This window comes from Pseudomonas rosaeacicularis, assembly GCF_057128745.1.
In genome coordinates this window covers 1-17,293 of record NZ_JBSKHT010000013.1, presented here as the reverse complement: position 1 = coordinate 17,293, position 17,293 = coordinate 1, and the positions used below count along the sequence as shown (strand labels likewise).

14 protein-coding genes are annotated in these 17,293 nt (G+C 58.1%); 2 read left to right on the top strand and 12 right to left on the bottom strand.

What is annotated here, in order from left to right; translation table 11 throughout:
- Positions 1-18: 18 nt before the first annotated feature.
- The 3 genes from ACWKWM_RS17520 to ACWKWM_RS17510 all read right to left on the bottom strand — a co-directional run bounded on the left by ACWKWM_RS17520 (position 19) and on the right by ACWKWM_RS17510 (position 3,336).
- Positions 19-972, bottom strand: coding sequence for an adenosine deaminase (locus tag ACWKWM_RS17520; protein WP_483847356.1), 954 nt, complete (start codon positions 970-972; stop codon positions 19-21).
- Between the two features lie 168 nt (positions 973-1,140).
- Positions 1,141-2,109 (bottom strand): 2-oxoglutarate and iron-dependent oxygenase domain-containing protein, encoded by a 969-nt coding sequence (locus ACWKWM_RS17515; protein ID WP_483847355.1) that lies wholly within the window; start codon positions 2,107-2,109, stop codon positions 1,141-1,143.
- Positions 2,110-2,238: 129 nt separating this feature from the next.
- Positions 2,239-3,336 carry a BMP family ABC transporter substrate-binding protein gene (locus tag ACWKWM_RS17510; protein WP_483847354.1) on the bottom strand — a complete coding sequence of 366 codons (1,098 nt, stop codon included), beginning with the start codon at positions 3,334-3,336 and terminating at the stop codon, positions 2,239-2,241.
- 303 nt (positions 3,337-3,639) lie between these two features.
- Here ACWKWM_RS17510 and ACWKWM_RS17505 point away from each other — a divergent pair, with 303 nt between their 5' ends.
- A complete protein-coding gene (locus ACWKWM_RS17505; protein WP_483847353.1) occupies positions 3,640-4,731 on the top strand; it encodes a calcium:cation antiporter in 1,092 nt (363 codons plus the stop codon).
- A 124-nt stretch (positions 4,732-4,855) separates the two neighbouring features.
- Here the strand turns inward: ACWKWM_RS17505 and ACWKWM_RS17500 are convergent, their stop codons facing one another.
- The 9 genes from ACWKWM_RS17500 to ACWKWM_RS17460 all read right to left on the bottom strand — a co-directional run bounded on the left by ACWKWM_RS17500 (position 4,856) and on the right by ACWKWM_RS17460 (position 15,478).
- On the bottom strand, positions 4,856-6,211 hold the full coding sequence (locus ACWKWM_RS17500; RefSeq protein WP_483847352.1) for an 8-oxoguanine deaminase: 1,356 nt from the start codon (positions 6,209-6,211) through the stop codon (positions 4,856-4,858).
- 242 nt (positions 6,212-6,453) lie between these two features.
- Positions 6,454-7,137, bottom strand: coding sequence for an SDR family oxidoreductase (locus ACWKWM_RS17495; protein ID WP_483847351.1), 684 nt, complete (start codon positions 7,135-7,137; stop codon positions 6,454-6,456).
- Between the two features lie 221 nt (positions 7,138-7,358).
- A complete protein-coding gene (locus ACWKWM_RS17490; RefSeq protein ID WP_483847350.1) occupies positions 7,359-8,285 on the bottom strand; it encodes an ABC transporter permease in 927 nt (308 codons plus the stop codon).
- Entirely contained in the window at positions 8,285-9,385 is a 1,101-nt protein-coding gene (locus ACWKWM_RS17485) for an ABC transporter permease (RefSeq protein ID WP_483847349.1), read from the bottom strand. Before ACWKWM_RS17485 ends, ACWKWM_RS17490 begins: the two co-directional genes overlap by 1 nt.
- 20 nt (positions 9,386-9,405) lie before the next feature.
- Positions 9,406-10,965 carry an ABC transporter ATP-binding protein gene (locus tag ACWKWM_RS17480; RefSeq protein WP_483847348.1) on the bottom strand — a complete coding sequence of 520 codons (1,560 nt, stop codon included), beginning with the start codon at positions 10,963-10,965 and terminating at the stop codon, positions 9,406-9,408.
- A gap of 593 nt (positions 10,966-11,558) precedes the next feature.
- On the bottom strand, positions 11,559-12,152 hold the full coding sequence (locus tag ACWKWM_RS17475; RefSeq protein WP_483847347.1) for an IMPACT family protein: 594 nt from the start codon (positions 12,150-12,152) through the stop codon (positions 11,559-11,561).
- A 37-nt stretch (positions 12,153-12,189) separates the two neighbouring features.
- A complete protein-coding gene (locus ACWKWM_RS17470; protein ID WP_483847346.1) occupies positions 12,190-12,852 on the bottom strand; it encodes a TetR/AcrR family transcriptional regulator in 663 nt (220 codons plus the stop codon).
- A gap of 84 nt (positions 12,853-12,936) precedes the next feature.
- A complete protein-coding gene (locus ACWKWM_RS17465) occupies positions 12,937-14,322 on the bottom strand; it encodes a uracil-xanthine permease family protein (RefSeq protein ID WP_483847345.1) in 1,386 nt (461 codons plus the stop codon).
- A 235-nt stretch (positions 14,323-14,557) separates the two neighbouring features.
- The gene (locus ACWKWM_RS17460; protein ID WP_483847344.1) at positions 14,558-15,478 is read right to left on the bottom strand and encodes a LysR family transcriptional regulator; all 921 of its coding nucleotides are present in this window, start codon (positions 15,476-15,478) and stop codon (positions 14,558-14,560) included.
- Positions 15,479-15,615: 137 nt separating this feature from the next.
- Between ACWKWM_RS17460 and aptA the strand changes: the two genes are divergently transcribed.
- Positions 15,616-16,962: an omega-aminotransferase AptA gene (gene aptA, locus ACWKWM_RS17455; RefSeq protein ID WP_483847343.1), complete on the top strand. Its 1,347-nt coding sequence runs from the start codon at positions 15,616-15,618 to the stop codon at positions 16,960-16,962.
- The last annotated feature ends 331 nt before the right edge of the window (positions 16,963-17,293 follow it).

The following is a 17,293-nucleotide window of genomic DNA, read 5'->3' as shown; positions in this document are numbered from 1 at the left end:
TGGCGAAGGTTGTCCTGATCAGGGTTTGATCAATCTCGCGTCCAGGCTGTTCTGGGCCAAGCGTTTTGCCTGATCCTGAGTCATGCCGAGATGGGTGTGCAGGGCGTAGAAGTTTTCCGTCACATAACCGCCGAAATACGCGGGGTCATCGGAATTCACCGTGACCTTCACGCCGCGCTCGAGCATGTCGAGAATGTTGTGCTGGGCCATATCGTCGAACACGCAGAGCTTGGTGTTGGACAGTGGGCACACCGTCAGCGGGATCTGCTCGTCAATGATCCGTTGCATCAGACGTTCATCTTCAATAGCGCGAACGCCGTGGTCGATTCGCTGAATTTTCAGCAGATCCAGCGCTTCCCAGATGTACTCGGGCGGGCCTTCTTCGCCAGCATGAGCAACCGTTAAAAAGCCTTCACCCCGCGCACGATCAAAGACGCGTTTGAACTTGCTCGGCGGGTGGCCCATTTCCGAGCTGTCGAGCCCTACGGCCACGAAGGCATCGCGAAACGGCAGGGCCAGGTCGAGGGTTTTTTCAGCTTCGTCTTCGCTCAGGTGGCGCAGAAAACTCAAGATCAGGCCGCTGCTGATCCCCAGTTTCTGCTGACCGTCTTTCAGAGCGCCAGCGATGCCGTTGAGCACGACTTCAAAAGGGATGCCGCGATCTGTGTGGGTCTGAGGGTCGAAGAACGGTTCGGTGTGAATCACATTCTGCGCCTTGCAGCGCTCAAGGTACGCCCAGGTCAGATCGTAGAAATCCTGCTCGGTGCGCAGCACGTCTGCGCCCTGGTAATAGAGGTCCAGAAACTCCTGCAGATTATTGAAAGCGTAGGCGCCACGCAGGGCTTCGACGTCGTTCCAGGGCAGGGCGATCTTGTTGCGTTCGGCAAGTGCGAACAGCAGTTCGGGCTCCAGCGAACCCTCCAGATGCAAGTGCAGTTCTGCCTTGGGCAGGGCGTTCAACCAATCGTACATGTGCTTTTCTCATCAGGTGCAATGGTCGGCATTCTACAGAGTCATGTCCGCTGGCTGGGCAAAACCTGACCAGAAGGTTCATTCGCTGCTGAACGCTGGGGGAGCCAACGTGTTGGCGAGCCATTTATGGGCGGTGTCACGAATCAACGCTCGCGAACAAGTTCGCTCCTACAGAGGTGGTTCCAGTTCGCGTCGATAGGCGTAGGTGTCGGCAAAGCGTGACAGCAGAAATTCAGCGCAGGTGGTGACCGGATAGAGCGGTGGATGCTCCGCGTCGGCGCAACCTGGCAGACACTCAATACGCGTGTCGGGATGGGGTTCTGCAAAAAACGGCATGGAGTAACGGTCCACCCCCAGCGGGCTGACGACCCGATGCGGCGTCGACACGTACCGATCATTGCTCCAGCGCGCCATCATGTCTCCCAAATTGACCACGAACGTGTCGGCAATCGGCGGGGCGTCGACCCACTGCCCGCGCACGTCGCGAACCTGCAGGCCGCCCGCTACATCCTGGTAAAGCAGGGTGATGCAGCCGTAATCGGTATGGGCGCCAGCGCCTTGCTGTTGTTCGCTGGTGGCAGTGTGGCGCGGTGGGTAATGAATCATGCGCAGCACGCTCACGGGTTGCTTGAAGCGCTGATCGAAAAAGTCGAGGTCGGTGCCCAGCGCCGGCGTCATGGCTCGCAGCAACGCCAGGGCCAAGGCCTGCATATCTTTGTAATGCTGCTCCATGAGCACCTCCCAGCCTGGCAGGTCTGGGTGGCGATTGGGCCCACGAAGCGGTTTGCCTGCGAGCACGTCCGGGTGGTCCGCCGGTAAATGCAGGCCCATGTCGAAGGTTTCTTTCAGATCGCTGGGCAGGGCAGGGTCCAGCTGTTCGGTGGCGATGGCGCCGTAACCGCGATGGTGCTGGCTTTGAGTGATGTCTATCTTCAGTTTGTCTGCACTTGGCAGTGCGAAAAATTGCTGGGCCGCACCAATGACCTGTTCGATGCGTTGCGCGCTGATGGGGTGACCAGTGATGTAGAAAAATCCCCACTCGCGGCAGGCACTGTCGATTTGCCGGGCGACTTCATGCCAAGCCTGGTCGTCGCTCGCGTAAAGCGGGGAGATGTCGATGATGGGAAGCGGGTTCATGAGGGCTCCGTGGTGGTCTGCGTAGGAGCGCGCTTGCCCGCGATGGCGTTATTCCAGAAACATTGATGTCGTCTGAAACACCGCTATCGCGGGCAAGCGCGCTCCTACAATGGTCCGATCCTGCAGGGGTTACTTCGGCAAATCCGCCTTGATCCCTTCCACGTAATAATTCATTGACGCCAGTTCTGCATTGGTCGCGATGCTGCCCGCCGGAATTTTCACGGCGCCGGTCTGGTCCTTGATCGGCCCGGTGAAAGGGTGAAAGGCGCCGCTTTCAATGTCAGCAATGATCTTCTCTGCTTCGGTTTTCACCTGCGCGGGCACCACATCGCTGATCGGCAACTGCACCGTGCCTTCCTTCAAGCCACCCCAGTAATCCTGGGATTTCCAGGTGCCATCAAGCACGGCCTGGGTCGCTTGAGTGTAGTGCGGGCCCCAATTGTTGACGATGGAGGTCAGCACGGCCTTTGGCCCGAAGTGCGCCATGTCCGAGGCATAACCCACGGCATAGACCCCGCGACGCTCGGCCGCCTGGATCGGCGCCGGGCTGTCGGTGTGCTGGAAGATCACGTCAGCGCCCTGATCGATCAGCGCGTTTGCGGCATCAGCCTCTTTGCCCGGATCGAACCAGGAGTTAACCCACACCACTTTGATTTCAGTGCCGGGGTTGTATTTGTCCAGCGCCAGTTGAATAGCGTTGATGTCGCGCAGCACTTCCGGGATCGGGAACGACGCCACGTAGCCGATCTTCTTGGTCTTGGTCATCTTCGCTGCCAGGAACCCGCCCACATAACGGCCTTCGTAGGTGCGGGCCAGGTAGGTGCCCATGTTCTTGTCCTGCTTGTATCCGGTCGCGTGTTCGAACGTCACTTTCGGGAATTGCTTGGCGACTTTCAGCGTAGGGTTCATGTAGCCGAACGAGGTAGTGAAGATCAGGTCATAACCGCCCTTGGCCATGTTGCGGATGACTCGCTCGGCGTCGGCACCTTCAGGCACGTTCTCCACGAAACTGGTCGTCACTTTGTCGCCGAGTGCATCAGCCATCGCCTTGCGGCCTTGCTCATGCTGATAGGTCCAGCCGTGATCGCCGATCGGGCCGATATAAACGAAGCCGACTTTCAGCGGATCCGCTGCGATCGCCATCAGGCTGGAACCCAGACCAACGACAGCGGCCATGGCACACAGTAATTTTTTCAGCGGACGACGTGAGTGGAGAGTGGAAAGCATGCAGGTCAAGCTCCTTGGGTCTTGTTGGCCAGGCCGTCTGGGCGGGCTAGGCGATCAATGCAAAAAGCTGACCAGTTAGACAAGTAAGCGTGTGACTGAGGATTTGAGCCCCTCACGGGCCGGTTGCTTGCTACGAACGCGGCCCGCGACGGTGCGCAGCTGCGACATATCGACGCGAACTGGTGCAGACGGCCGCTTATTGCCCTTTGCCTTGAAACCTTTGGACACAAACCGCACTCTCAAGCGCTCGGACCTCGATCAACTCATGGACGCCGCGGCTTTTGTGGCAAAGGTAAAGCAACAATGGGCGCGATTCTCAAGCAAGAAAAGTTTCTCCTGTTGGCCCTCATCGCGACGTTTTTCGCGTATGGCTTCGAACATCAATTCCTCAGCCACGGCCACGCCGTCGCACTGATCTCAGGCATCGTGCTGGTTGGTTTCATCGTGTGTGCGTCGATGCGCGTAGCACACCATGCCGAGATGCTGGCGGAAAAAGTCGGCGACCCCTACGGCACCATGATCCTCACCCTTTCGGCGGTGCTGGTTGAAGTGGTGATCCTGGCGATCATGATGAACAACGAGCCTTCGCCAACGCTGGTGCGGGACACGATTTACTCAGCCGTGATGCTCGACATCAACGGCATTCTGGGCCTGGCCGCGCTGATGGGCGGGCTCAAGCATGGCGAACAGTCCTACAACGATGATTCGGCGCGAACCTACAGCGTCATGATCCTGACCGCCATGGGCGTGTCGATGGTGGTGCCGGAGTTCATTCCCGAAGGTGACTGGAAGATCTATTCGGCGTTCACCATTGGCGCGATGGTTGTGCTGTATACGCTGTTCCTGCGCATGCAGGTCGGCCCGCACAGTTACTTTTTCAGCTACAGCTACCCCGACAAGAAGCGCCGCAAGGACCAGCCAGAGCAAGAGGCCAAGCCGGTCAACCTCACGCTGTCCATCGGCATTCTGGTGTTCGGCGTGGTGGTGATTGGCGCGCTGGCCGAGGTGATGTCGAAGACCGTCGACCTGGGGCTGGAAGGAAGTGGGGCGCCGCCCGTGATGACGGCAATTCTGGTGGCAGCGATTTCAGCGGCGCCGGAGATTCTCACGGCATTGCGCGCAGCCCTGGCCAACCGTATGCAATCGGTGGTCAACATCGCATTGGGCGCTTCGTTGTCCACAGTGATCCTGACCGTACCGGTAATGGAAGCCATGGCGCTGTACACTGGCCAGCCGTTTCAAATGGCGATGACTCCAGTGCAGACGGTGATGATCTTCATTACCTTGCTGGTCAGCGCGATCAACCTGAACGACGGCGAAACCAACGCGATAGAGGGCATGACCCACTTCGTGCTGTTCGCGACGTTCATTATGTTATCTTGTCTGGGGCTGTAGGCATCGTACTGATTCGTGGGAGCGGACCTGTCCGCGAAGAGGCCGGCAAGCTCGACAGATATCTTTGCCAGTCAGATTGTATTCGCGGACAGGTCCGCTCCCACGGGTTATCGATCCAGGTGTGTCAACCGCTGATCAACTCCTTCGCCGCCTGCCGATGATCAGCAATCAATCCCTGCACATCCAACCCTTCAACCTGCCCGTCGATGACCCGCCACTGACCGCCGATCATCACCCGATCTGCGCGGTCTGCACCGCACAGCAACAAAGCCGACACCGGATCATGGCTGCCTGAAAACCTCAGTTCATCCAGCTTGAACAGCGCCAGATCCGCCTGCTTGCCAACAGCCAGTTCGCCAATATCACTGCGGCCCAGCAATGTCGCCGAACCCTTGGTCGCCCATCCCAAAACCAACTCAGGCGTAATCTTTTCAGCGCCATAGCGCAGTCGCTGCAGATACAGCGCCTGTTTGGTTTCCAGCATCATGTTCGATGCATCGTTGGAGGCCGAGCCGTCGACGCCCAGCCCAATCGGCGCGCCCGCCGCGATCAGGTCCAGCGTCGGGCAGATCCCTGAAGCCAGACGCATGTTCGAACTCGGGCAATGACACACGCCGGTGCCGGCTTGCCCCAGTCGGGCGATTTCATCGGGGTTGAAGTGAATGCCATGGGCCAGCCAGGTGCGCGGTCCGAGCCAACCGACGCTGTCCAGATAGTCCACAGTGCGCAGGCCGAAACGCTGCAGACAAAAATCCTCCTCGTCGAGGGTTTCGGCCAGGTGTGTGTGCAGGCGGACGTCGAGTTTTTCGGCCAGCGCGGCGCTCTCTTTCATGATCTGCGGTGTGACCGAGAATGGCGAGCAGGGCGCCAGGGCGATCTGGATTTGCGCGCCGTCGCCACGCTCGTGATACGTGCTGATCAGGCGCTGACTGTCCTCCAGAATGACCTCGCCCTGCTGCACTGTTTGTTGCGGCGGCAAGCCCCCGTCGTCCTCGCCCAGACTCATCGAACCCCGCGTTAGCATCGCGCGCATGCCCAACTCGCGCACGCTTTGCACCTGAACATCGATGGCGTTTTCCAGCCCGTCCGGGAACAGATAGTGATGATCGGCAGCGGTGGTGCAACCCGACAACAACAGTTCGGTGAGCGCGACTTTACTGGCGAGCGCGAGCTTTTCCGGGGTCAAGCGCGCCCAGACCGGGTACAGGGTTTTCAACCACGGGAACAAGGGCTGATTCACCACCGGCCCCCAGGCGCGGGTCAGGGTTTGGTAGAAGTGATGGTGGGTGTTGATCAGCCCCGGCAGCAGCACATGCTCGCGGGCATCGAAGATTTGATCGCAGGGCTGCGAAGGTTGCTCGCCGCTGGCCAGCAGCTCAGTGATGATGCCGCCCTCGATGACCAGTCCGCCTCGGGCGTCGAGGTCATTGGCGGTGAAAACAGCAAGCGGGTTTTTTAACCAGATACGGATCGCAGGCATTGGCCGGCTCCTCTGAAAAATGGGTTCAGGTTCGCCAGCTCAGTGTTGCCCTGTCTGCTGATCCAGGGTCGCTGCGGCTTCGAGTGACGCCGGGCGAGGATGGGAGTTTAGATATCGTTTATCGGCTAATCAACTCAAACGAGAGCTCTGTAGGGGCGAACTTGTTCGCGAGGGGGCCTGCCGGCGTACAAACCCTCTCGCCAACAAGTTGGCTCCTACAGATCAGGCGACTGCTTCAGGTATTACCAGGCAATCGTCTCGCCACGATAGTTGATGAAGTGATGCCCGCCTTTGCCGGCATAGGCGCCCAGCTGTTCCACCAGTCCGCTGGTGCTGGTTTCAACGTCGATATCAGCGCCTTCGCCGCCCATCGCGGTTCTGACCCAGCCCGGATGCATCGACAGCACGGTGATTTTGCTATCGCCCAGTTGCGTGAAAAAGCTATGGGTCATCGAGTTCAGCGCAGCTTTGCTGGCCTTGTACAGCGCCATTTCCGGCGCATCCGGGATGGCGACGCTGCCCAGCACAGAGCTCATAAAGGCGATGGTGCCGGTTTCAGATATCTGACCGACGAAGCGCTCGGCCAGACGAATCGGTGCGACGGCGTTGGTCAGAAACAGCTGGCCCAACTCGGCGGCGGTGGATTTCGCCGCGCTCTGGTGGGCTGCGCCCATGACGCCAGCGTTCACGAACAGCAGATCGAAGGTCTGATCTTTCAAATTAAGGGAAAGCACTTCCAGCGAGGATTGCTCATCGATGTCTAGCGTCTCGATGCGCACGCCGGGGACTTTTTTCAGCTCTTCGGCTTTGTGTTGATCACGGACGGTGGCGATGACGTTCCAGCCTTGCTCGGTCAAGCGTTGCACCAAGCCCAGACCCAAACCTCGGGACGCGCCAATGATCAGGGCAGTTTTGTTGGCAGGCATGAAGGGTAACTCCTGTGCAGAAAACGAAATGCAGCTTCCAGAAAAGTGGACCGCGCGCGTCGGCAGGAATTTGATCTGCCTGCGCAACGGTCGTCGACTTTATGAAGAGGCTGTGAAAAGGAGCTTGCTCGCGATTGCGCCAATACGAGCGACACAATGTAACGAATGTGGCGGCCCTCCGCGAGCAAGCTCCCTCCCGCTGGACATTCGCAAACTCGGAATCAGTGGCCGGCCTGCCAAGGCTGCCCCAGCGAAACCGGCGCATACAAGCGCGTACGCAGAGCATTGCGTGAGAGCATCACCAAAACCACGATGGTTGCGACATACGGCAGCATGGCGAGCAAGTTGGACGGGATCGCCAGGCCAATCCCTTGCGCTACCAGATACACAATGCTGGCGAATCCGAACAGGTAAGCGCCTAGCAATAGTCGCCATACTCGCCAACTGGCAAACACTACCAGCGCCAAGGCGATCCAGCCGCGTCCGGCGCTCATGTTCTCGGCCCACATTGGCGTGTAGGCCAGCGACAGATACGCGCCAGCCAGCCCCGCCATCGCCCCGCCAAACAACACGGCCATTGTTCGCACCCGCAGCACTGGCAACCCCATCGCACTGGCGGCGTCAGGGTTTTCTCCTACAGCCTGAATGATCAAACCGACACGACTTTTCAGAAGCGTCCACGCAACCAAAGCGAACAGCGCGAAGGACAGATACACCAAAATGTCCTGAGCAAAGAGCATCCGACCGATCAGCGGGATATCGCTCAAATACGGAATCGCCAGCGGTTCGAAACCTTGCAGCGGCTTCCCGACCCAGGCTGCGCCGATAAAGCTGGAAAGTCCGACGCCGAATATCGTCAGCGCCAGCCCGGTTGCCACTTGATTGGCATTGAACACCAGCGCAACCAGAGCGAACAGCGATGACAACAGCATGCCCGCGAGCATCGCCAGCAGTACGCCCAGCCACAAATTGCCGGTGCTCAGCGCGACGATGAACCCGATCACCGCGCCAAACAGCATCATGCCTTCCTGCCCAAGGTTGAGGACGCCGCTTTTTTCGCAGATCAACTCGCCCAGCGCCACCAACAACAACGGCGTACCGCAGCGCACCGTGGCGAAGAAAATATTGCTCAACAGATCGATATCCATCACACGGCTCCGGCGATTGGTGCCGCTTGGCGGCGAGACCAGCGCACCTTGAGGCGCGGCCGGTAGAGGATCAGCACATCGCAGGCCAGCAGGAAGAACAGCATCATTCCCTGGAATAACTGCGTGATGGCCTGTGGAAGATTGAGCGTCATTTGCGCGCTCTCGCCGCCCAGATAAAGAAGCGCCATCAACAGGCTGGAAAACAAAATACCGATGGGGTTGAGGCGGCCAAGAAACGCCACCGTGATTGCTGCGTAGCCGTACCCGGGCGACACCTGCGGAACCAGTTGGCCAATGGGACCAGTGACTTCGCACACACCTGCCAAACCCGCAAGGCCGCCGCTGATCAGCAAGGCCAGCCAGACCAGACGTTTCTCGCGAAACCCGACGAAGCCGGCTGCCCGTTTGTCCAGGCCAAGCACCTTGATTTGGAATCCCACAAAGCTGCGTTGCAGCAGTACCCAGACCGCGACCAGCGCCAGCAGCGCGAAATACACCCCCGCGTGCGCCCGGCCGTCTTCCATCAACAGCGGCAAACGGCTTGCGTCGCCAAACATCGCGGACTCTGGGAAGTTCATGCCAGCAGGATCTTTCAGCGGGCCGTGTACGAAATACAGCAGCAGGTTCAGCGCGATGTAATTGAGCATGATGCTGGTGAGGATTTCGTTGGCGTTGAAATGAGTGCGCAACCAAGCGGTCAGGCCAGCCCACGCAGCCCCTGCCAACACTCCGGTGAGCAGAATCAGCGCCAGTGCCCAGCGGCTTTCTATGTCTATGATGTTGACCGCCACGGCACTTCCCGCCAGCGCGCCCATCAGCAATTGCCCTTCGGCGCCGATGTTCCAGATGCGCGCTTGATACACCACGGCAAGGCCTAGCGCGCACAGCAGGATCGGCAGGGTTTTGACCAGTAACTCCGAAACGCCATAGAGATCACTGACCGGTGCGATTAGCAGCGTGTGCAGCGTCAGCAGCGGGTCCAGACCCAGCAGCAAAAACAGCAGCGAGCCGCAGATCAACGTCAGTGCAGCAGCCAGCAAAGGGGAAAACCACAACATGGGGCGCGATTGTTGCCCGCGCGGTTCCAGGGAAAGCAGCATCGGAATCTCCGTCAGTCGTGTCACGACGCGTCAGGTTGAAAGGATCGGGCGGATGCGCCCTCGAACTGCCCAGCCATCCAGCCGCCGACTTGCGCCTGGGTGACGCTTGCGGTGGGTGCCAGCGGTGAAAGTTCGCCGCTGCACAAGGCGCCCAGCCGATCGCTGATCTGGAACAGTTCATCGAGGTCTTCGGAAATCACCAAAATGGCTGCGCCCGCGTCGCGCAAGGCGATGAGCGCACGATGAATCGCTGCCGCGGCGCCCACGTCTACGCCCCAGGTCGGGTGTGCCGCGACCAGCAACTTCGGCGCCTGCAGGATTTCTCGACCGAGAATGAATTTCTGCAGATTGCCTCCCGACAGGCTGCGGGCGGGTGTTTGCGCATTCGGCGTTTTCACGGCGAAGCGTTCAATAATCGCTTCAGCCAAGGCCTGCACTTTGCCTCGGTGGATAAGCCCTTTGCTGACCAACCCTTGCTGAAACGCGGTGAGCAGCGCGTTATCGGCCAGGCTCATTTCTGGCACGGCGCCGTGGCCCAGCCGTTCCGCCGGGACAAACGCCAGACCTTGCCGGCGGCGAGCATCCGGGCGCAGATGGCCCACATTCAGTTCGCGGAAACGTATGCGCGAAGATTCGATCTTGTTCAGGGTTTGTTCGCCGCTGAGCAGGGCCAACAACTCGTCCTGGCCGTTGCCCGCGACACCTGCGATGCCGACGATCTCACCGCTGCGCACCGCAAGATTGATGTCTTTGAGTGAGCTGCCAAAGGGGTCGGGATTGCGCCAGGCCAATTGTTCGACGCGTAGAAACGCCGCGCCGCCTTCGGCCTTGGGGTACTGCGCCACCAGCCCCTCGGCATCACCCACCATCAGCCGCGCCAGTTCCAGGTCGCTGCATTGTGAAGGGATGCAGTGCCCGGAAACTTTGCCTCCCCGCAGCACGGTAGCCCTGTGACATAGCGCACGGACTTCGCCCAGTTTGTGGCTGATGAATAGAATGCTGCAGCCTTCTGCCGCGAGCCTTCTCAGGGTCACGAACAGATCTTCTGCCTCCTGCGGCGTCAGCACCGAGGTGGGCTCGTCGAGGATCAACAAGCGAATGTCCTGCATCAGGCAGCGAATGATTTCGACCTTCTGCCGTTCGCCAATGGACAGGCTGTGCACCAGTCGGTGTGGTTCTACGGCCATCCCGTAGCGCTGGGAGACCTCGCGAATTCTCGGCTCAAGCTGCTTTGGCGTGCCCGCTGCTGCCCCCAAAGCCAGGGCAATGTTCTGCGCGACCGTGAGGGTTTCGAACAGCGAGAAGTGCTGGAACACCATGCCGATGCCCAGCGTCCGTGCCTGAGCGGGATTGCGCATGGTCATTGGCTCGCCCTGCCAAATGATCTGACCTGCGTCCGGCTGCACGACGCCGTAGATGATCTTCATCAATGTGCTTTTGCCGGCGCCGTTTTCACCTAATAAGGCGTGAATTTCGCCGGGTTCAATCATCAGATCGATAGCGTCGTTGGCAACGCAGCCGGGGTAGCGTTTGGTGATGTGACGCAAGTGCAGACGTTTATTGGCCGTTGGACTGGACATGAATGTCTCGAGTTGGAATTGGATCGCCTGATCACTTAGCAATTTCCTGGCCAGGCGGTCAGGTTTTCCACATTTCCACCGATCGCTACCCAGGGTTGGCCCCTGTAGAAGCGAATTCATTTGCCAGACGTCGGTATTTCAACACTCAGGCGTGTTGCCGCAGTATTTCTCGCGCATGAATTCGCTCCTACAAGTGCGCAGCCGTATGGTCAAGGCACCAGTTCAGGGCACTTTGGATTCAGGACGACTTAATATGACCCGCTGACGCTGTACAAAAAACAACCAACCTTCACCGGGCGAGATATCCCAAGCCCCACAGGCAGGATTGCACGGGTTATCCACAGGTTGATCCACCGTTTATGTGCGAAAGCTCAATGAATGGGCATAACCACAGAATCGCTAGTATCGAGTCGCGATAAGGCGCGCTAACTCACTGTTTTTCGACATTTTTAAGCAGTGGATAAGATGTTTGATCAAAATTTGATCAGCTGTCTCAAAGCCATATAAAACAGGGGCCGCAGACGGATGTGCTCAGCTTGTCCACAGGCGGATGCACAGTAGATGTGGGCAAGTGTGACAGTTGAGTGATGACCTTATTGGACAGGGTCGCGATGCAGCATGATGCGGCCGCGGCTGATGTCGGCAAGCTGCTTTTGCAGCGCGTCGAAGTGTTCCGGGCCGATGGCAACGGACAGCTCCACACCGTTGGCGGTGAAGGTCTCTTCCTGAATCAACGCGTTGATGTCGGCCAGTCTTACTTTCACCACAGCCAGTTCGCTGAAGCTGCAGTCAAACTGCACCATCACGCGATGGATCAGTGGCAGACGCTCTGCCTGTTGCAGGCATTTATTGGCACCCCCTCCGTAAGCGCGGGCCAAGCCTCCGGTGCCCAGTTGAATGCCGCCGTACCAGCGAATGACCAGCACCACCACTTGATCAAAGTCCTGAGCGTCTATCGCCGCTAGAATCGGTCGCCCTGCGGTACCGCCGGGCTCGCCGTCGTCAGTGCTGCGGTATTGAGCCCCCAGCTTCCACGCCCAGCAATTGTGCGTGGCATTGAGGTCGCTGTTTTGCTCGATGAAGGTTTGCGCGTCAGCCGGCGTATTGATTGGCGCGGCGAGGGTGATGAAGCAGCTCTTGCGAATGTCTTCACGCCATTCACAAGGGCCGACAAGGGTAAAAGGCATTAAAAAATTCCAACTGACGGCACGAGGTTTCGAGCATTCAAAGCGTAGGAGGCGTGAGGCCACAACCCTTGAGAATGATGCGAATCAGATTGTCGCCCGCCGCTTCCATGTCCTGCTTGGTCAGGCGTGTGCGGCCTGTGACCTGGCAGATCTGGGTGGCGAAGTCGGCGTAATGCTGGGTGCTGCCCCACAGCAGGAAGATCAGGTGAACGGGGTCGACCGGGTCCATCTTTCCCGCGTCGATCCAGGCCTGAAACACACCGGCACGTCCCTGAAACCAGGTGCGGTAATCCTGACTGAAATACTCGTTCAAACACTCGCCGCCGCTGATGATTTCCATCGCGAAGATGCGTGACGCCTGCGGTTGTCGGCGAGAGAACTCCATCTTGGCGCGTATGTAATGAGTCAGCGCCAGAGCGGGATCGTCCTCGGCCTTGAGGTTGTTGAACGTGCTATCCCACAACTCAATGATGTTACTCAGCACCGCGATATAAAGGCCCAGCTTGTTGGTGAAGTAATAGTGCAAATTCGCCTTCGGCAACCCGGCGTTCTGCGCGATGGTATTCATGCTGGTGCCTTTGAAACCGTGACGCGCAAATTCGTCTTCGGCCGCTTTCATGATCGCTTCTTCGTTTTTCTGACGAATGCGGCTCGCAGGCTTCGTGGCGCCGGGATTGTGTGCAGGGACTTCAAGGGTCATGTGCGATTCCAAGGGATCATTGGGTGCGACGGTGTGAACAGATAACGCACCCGCGACGATCCGACAAGCGTTCGCGGTGGAAAATTAGCGCTCTAACGCCTCGATCTCATGCTTTTGTTTAGGCGCGGCCTGTTTGGCTTCCGGCAACAGCAGGCACATGACGATGGCGGTAAGGCCGCCGCTGGTGATGGCCGAATCAAAAAGGTTCTGGACCAGCTTTGGCAGGTGATGCAGCAGGGCAGGTTGCGCCGCAATTCCCAGCCCTACGCCGAACGAGGTAGCGATGATCAGCATGCTCCGGCGGTCCAGCGGCGACTGCGCCAGAATTCGTACGCCCGCCGCCGCGACACTGCCAAACATCACCAGTGTCGCGCCGCCCAGTACAGGTTTGGGGATCTGTTGCAGGATCGCGCCGATAACTGGAAACAGACCAAGCATGAACAGGATTACGCCGATGTAAAGGCCGACGTAGCGACTGGCAACGCCGGTCAACTGGATCACCCCGTTGTTCTGGGCGAATGTGGTGTTGGGAAACGCGCTGAACGTGGCGGCGATCATGCAACTGACCCCGTCGCCGAGAATGCCGCCTTTAAGTCTGGCGATGTAGCCGGGGCCTTTGATTGGCTCACGGGACAGCATGCAGTTGGCAGTAAGGTCGCCCACGGTTTCGATACTGCTGATCAGATAAATAAGCGCTACAGGCAGGAAAGCGGTCCAGTCGAAGGCGAAACCAAACTTGAATGGTGCAGGAATGCTGATCAGCGCAACGTGGGCGATCGACTGCGGCACTAGTTTTCCGCTGAACCAGGCAGCCAGGCAGCCCACTGCCAGCCCGATGATGATTGCCGAAAGGCGAATCCAGGGCGCAGTCGAGCGGTTGAGCAGGATGATGACAACCAGCACGAGGGCCCCAAGGGCAAGATTGATAGGTTCGCCGAAGTCCGGCGCGTTAAATCCGCCGCCCAGGTCGGTCACTCCGACTTTGATCAGGCTCACACCGATGAGGGTAATGACGATACCGGTCACCAATGGCGTGATGATCCGGCGCAATTGTCCGATAAAACGGCTGAGGACGATCTGCACGGCGGCGCCGAAAAAACACACACCGAAAATCATCGCCATGATGTCTTCCGGGCTGCCGCCGCGCTGCTTGACCATAAAGCCGGCCGACAAGACCGCGCCCAAGAACGCAAAGCTGGTGCCCTGCAGACAAATCATTCCAGCGCCAATGCCGAACGGCCTGCGGGCCTGGATGAAGGTTCCTACACCTGAAACCATCAAGGCCATGCTGATCAGGTACGGCAAGTAATCAGTAAGCCCGAGCGTTGAGCCGATAATCAGCGGGGGCGTAATGATGCCAACGAACGCCGCAAGCACGTGCTGAATGGCGGCCAGTGTGGCGGGTAATGGTTTGGGGCGATCGTTGAGGCCGTAAATCAGTTCGCTGTTGCTGGAAGGATCGGGTTGCATGCTGGACTCTCGGTTTTTGGAGTGAGCCGGATCCCCCTGACTGTCGGTCATGCTGCTTTGGGCAAGTAGCACGATGATTCAGCGAGGGGGATCCGAGGTCAGCTCTGCAAAAAGCTGTCCAACTGATCAGGTTGTTGCATTCCCGTTAGGGTTTTTCTAATTTAAATCATGCAATTAAAATTTTTTCTGCCGAACTCCTGAGTTAGCCGCAAGCGCTGCACAGAGTAAAAAGGCCTCATCTCGTCGCAGCCAGCGTTTCCAAAAAGCTCTCGAGCACCAAATGAGGGCGACGACCTTTGCGGGTTACGGTTACCAGGCTCAGGTCATAAAAGCGGTCTCTGGGTTTTAGCGCGCGCAGTCGCCCCTGCTGCACCCAAGTCGTCGCGTAGTGATCCGGCAGATAGCCGATGTAGCGACCGGTCAAAATCAAAAACGCCATCCCCTCACGATCCGAAGCGCTGGCTGTGCATTTAAGCGTTTGGTAATGAGCCTGAATGTCGGTAGGCAAGCGGAAGGTGGGCGCTATGGCTTCCTGGTCTGCCAAGCGCTCGTCGTCCAGTTGCGTATCGTCCACAAAAAAAAGCGGATGTCCTACCGCGCAATACAGCAACGATCGCTCGCTATAGAGCGGTTGATACTCAAGCCCTGACAACGCATTGGCCTGTGGCACCACGCCGACATGCAGCCGCCCGTCGAGCACGCCTTGCTCGACCTCGTTGGGCGCGATCATGCGGATATTAATGTGCACGTCCGGCCCGCGTTCTTTTAATTGGGACAGAGCATGTGTGATGCGCATGTGGGGGAGGGTGACGAGATTGTCAGTCAGACCGATGTTCAGCTCGCCGCGCAAATGCTGGTGCAGCCCGTTCACCTCTGTACGAAAGCTCTCTAGAGCACTGAGCAGTTGCAGAGCCGAGTGGTAGACCTCACGACCTTCTTCTGTCAGAGAAAACCCGGCACGCCCTCGCTGACACAGGCGCAATCCCAACCTTTGCTCCAGGTCGCTCATTTGCTGACTGATGGCCGAACGGCCTATACCCAATGAGCTTTCGGCGGCCGAGAAACCTCCAGACTCAACAACGCTGCGAAAGATGCGCAGCAGGCGGATGTCGAAATCACTGACTTGCGCCAGAGGGTCGGGACGGCGGGCACTCATAGTTTAGTCATCACCTAACTAAAGATCGTAAAAGCAGGATTTTTCAGACTTTATGCCCGTGGCAGTTTAGCTGCAACCCGGCCCTGCTTTTGCATCTTGAAAGACAGCCTACCCACACACCTGTGAGGTCCAATCTAATGAATATGCCCGAAACGTCTGACATGTCCCTGGCCAGCCAGTTGAAGCTCGATGCCCACTGGATGCCCTACACCGCAAACCGCAATTTCCATCGCGATCCGAGACTGATCGTTGCGGCTTCGGGCAGTTACCTGACAGACGACAAGGGCCGGCAAATCTACGACGGCTTGTCCGGTTTGTGGACTTGCGGCGCGGGACATACGCGTAAAGAAATCCAGGAAGCGGTGTCACGTCAGTTGGGGACACTGGACTACTCACCAGGTTTTCAATTCGGTCATCCGCTGTCGTTCCAACTGGCTGAGAAAATCACTGATCTGACACCAGGCAATCTCAACCATGTGTTCTTCACCGACTCAGGTTCCGAGTGCGCTGATACTGCCGTCAAGATGGTCCGCGCCTACTGGCGTTTGAAAGGGCAGGCGTCCAAGACCAAGATGATTGGCCGCGCTCGGGGCTATCACGGCGTAAACATCGCTGGCACCAGCCTGGGCGGGGTTAACGGCAACAGGAAAATGTTCGGTCAGTTGATGGATGTCGATCACCTACCGCATACGCTGTTGGCCAGTAATGCTTATTCGCGCGGCATGCCTGAGCAGGGTGGCATTGCCTTGGCGGACGAGATGCTCAAGCTGATCGAGCTGCACGATGCGTCAAACATCGCCGCGGTGATTGTCGAGCCGATGGCCGGTTCTGCTGGTGTGATCGTGCCGCCACAGGGCTATCTGAAACGGCTGCGCGAGATCTGCGATCAGCACAACATCCTTTTGATCTTCGATGAAGTCATTACTGGCTTTGGCCGCACAGGCTCTATGTTCGGCGCTGACAGTTTTGGTGTAACCCCGGACCTTATGTGCATCGCCAAGCAAGTCACCAATGGCGCGATCCCTATGGGTGCGGTGATTGCCAGCAGCGAGATCTATCACACGTTCATGAATCAGGCGACGCCTGAGTACGCAGTGGAATTCCCTCACGGTTACACCTATTCAGCCCATCCGGTGGCATGTGCCGCTGGTCTCGCCGCGCTCGACCTTTTGCAACGTGAGAATCTGGTGCAACAGGTAGCGGAAACGTCTCCGCACTTTGAAAGCTCGCTGCACGGATTGAAGGGCAGCAAGAACGTCATCGACATCCGAAACTATGGTCTGGCCGGTGCGATTCAGATTGCTCCCCGTGACGGCGATGCCATCGTGCGCCCATTTGAGGCTGCGATGAAACTCTGGAAAGCCGGTTTCTACGTACGCTTCGGCGGCGACACTTTGCAGTTCGGCCCGACTTTCAACAGCAAGCCGCAGGATCTGGACCGCATGTTCGATGCAGTGGGTGAGGCGCTCAGTCAAGTCGACTGATTGGGGCAGATTGGGGCAAGGTTAGCAGCTATAGCTTTGCTTTAGGTGAAGCTGGTTGTGGGCGGGGAGGCCTGAGCGTCCTGGGCAATATGCATCTCTACGCGGGAGGGTGAGTTGTGAGGCTTTCCCGTTTCGCGTTCCTTTGCTGTCATTGCTATATATATGGGGGCTCGCTGCGCGGTGTAATCCCTGCTTTTATTGCTGTTCCTGACCGATATGACAATTTAATGAACTAGGGGGTTGACGGCCCTGAGGATCTGTCTATAATTCGCCCCACTTCCGGCGCAGACGAAACGGAAAACTTCTTGAATATCAAGTAGTTGGACGAAGT

Excerpts from the sequence above, each read along its gene's own strand:
- ACWKWM_RS17490 (WP_483847350.1), bottom strand. The coding sequence starts at position 8,285 with ATGGATATCGATCTGTTGAGCAATATTTTCTTCGCCACGGTGCGCTGC.
- aptA (WP_483847343.1), top strand. The coding sequence starts at position 15,616 with ATGAATATGCCCGAAACGTCTGACATGTCCCTGGCCAGCCAGTTGAAG.
- ACWKWM_RS17465 (WP_483847345.1), bottom strand. The coding sequence starts at position 14,322 with ATGCAACCCGATCCTTCCAGCAACAGCGAACTGATTTACGGCCTCAAC.
- ACWKWM_RS17475 (WP_483847347.1), bottom strand. The coding sequence starts at position 12,152 with ATGCCTTTTACCCTTGTCGGCCCTTGTGAATGGCGTGAAGACATTCGC.
- ACWKWM_RS17485 (WP_483847349.1), bottom strand. The coding sequence starts at position 9,385 with ATGCTGCTTTCCCTGGAACCGCGCGGGCAACAATCGCGCCCCATGTTG.
- ACWKWM_RS17520 (WP_483847356.1), bottom strand. The coding sequence starts at position 972 with ATGTACGATTGGTTGAACGCCCTGCCCAAGGCAGAACTGCACTTGCAT.
- ACWKWM_RS17495 (WP_483847351.1), bottom strand. The coding sequence starts at position 7,137 with ATGCCTGCCAACAAAACTGCCCTGATCATTGGCGCGTCCCGAGGTTTG.
- ACWKWM_RS17470 (WP_483847346.1), bottom strand. The coding sequence starts at position 12,852 with ATGACCCTTGAAGTCCCTGCACACAATCCCGGCGCCACGAAGCCTGCG.
- ACWKWM_RS17500 (WP_483847352.1), bottom strand. The coding sequence starts at position 6,211 with ATGCCTGCGATCCGTATCTGGTTAAAAAACCCGCTTGCTGTTTTCACC.
- ACWKWM_RS17460 (WP_483847344.1), bottom strand. The coding sequence starts at position 15,478 with ATGAGTGCCCGCCGTCCCGACCCTCTGGCGCAAGTCAGTGATTTCGAC.
- ACWKWM_RS17480 (WP_483847348.1), bottom strand. The coding sequence starts at position 10,965 with ATGTCCAGTCCAACGGCCAATAAACGTCTGCACTTGCGTCACATCACC.
- ACWKWM_RS17510 (WP_483847354.1), bottom strand. The coding sequence starts at position 3,336 with ATGCTTTCCACTCTCCACTCACGTCGTCCGCTGAAAAAATTACTGTGT.
- ACWKWM_RS17505 (WP_483847353.1), top strand. The coding sequence starts at position 3,640 with ATGGGCGCGATTCTCAAGCAAGAAAAGTTTCTCCTGTTGGCCCTCATC.
- ACWKWM_RS17515 (WP_483847355.1), bottom strand. The coding sequence starts at position 2,109 with ATGAACCCGCTTCCCATCATCGACATCTCCCCGCTTTACGCGAGCGAC.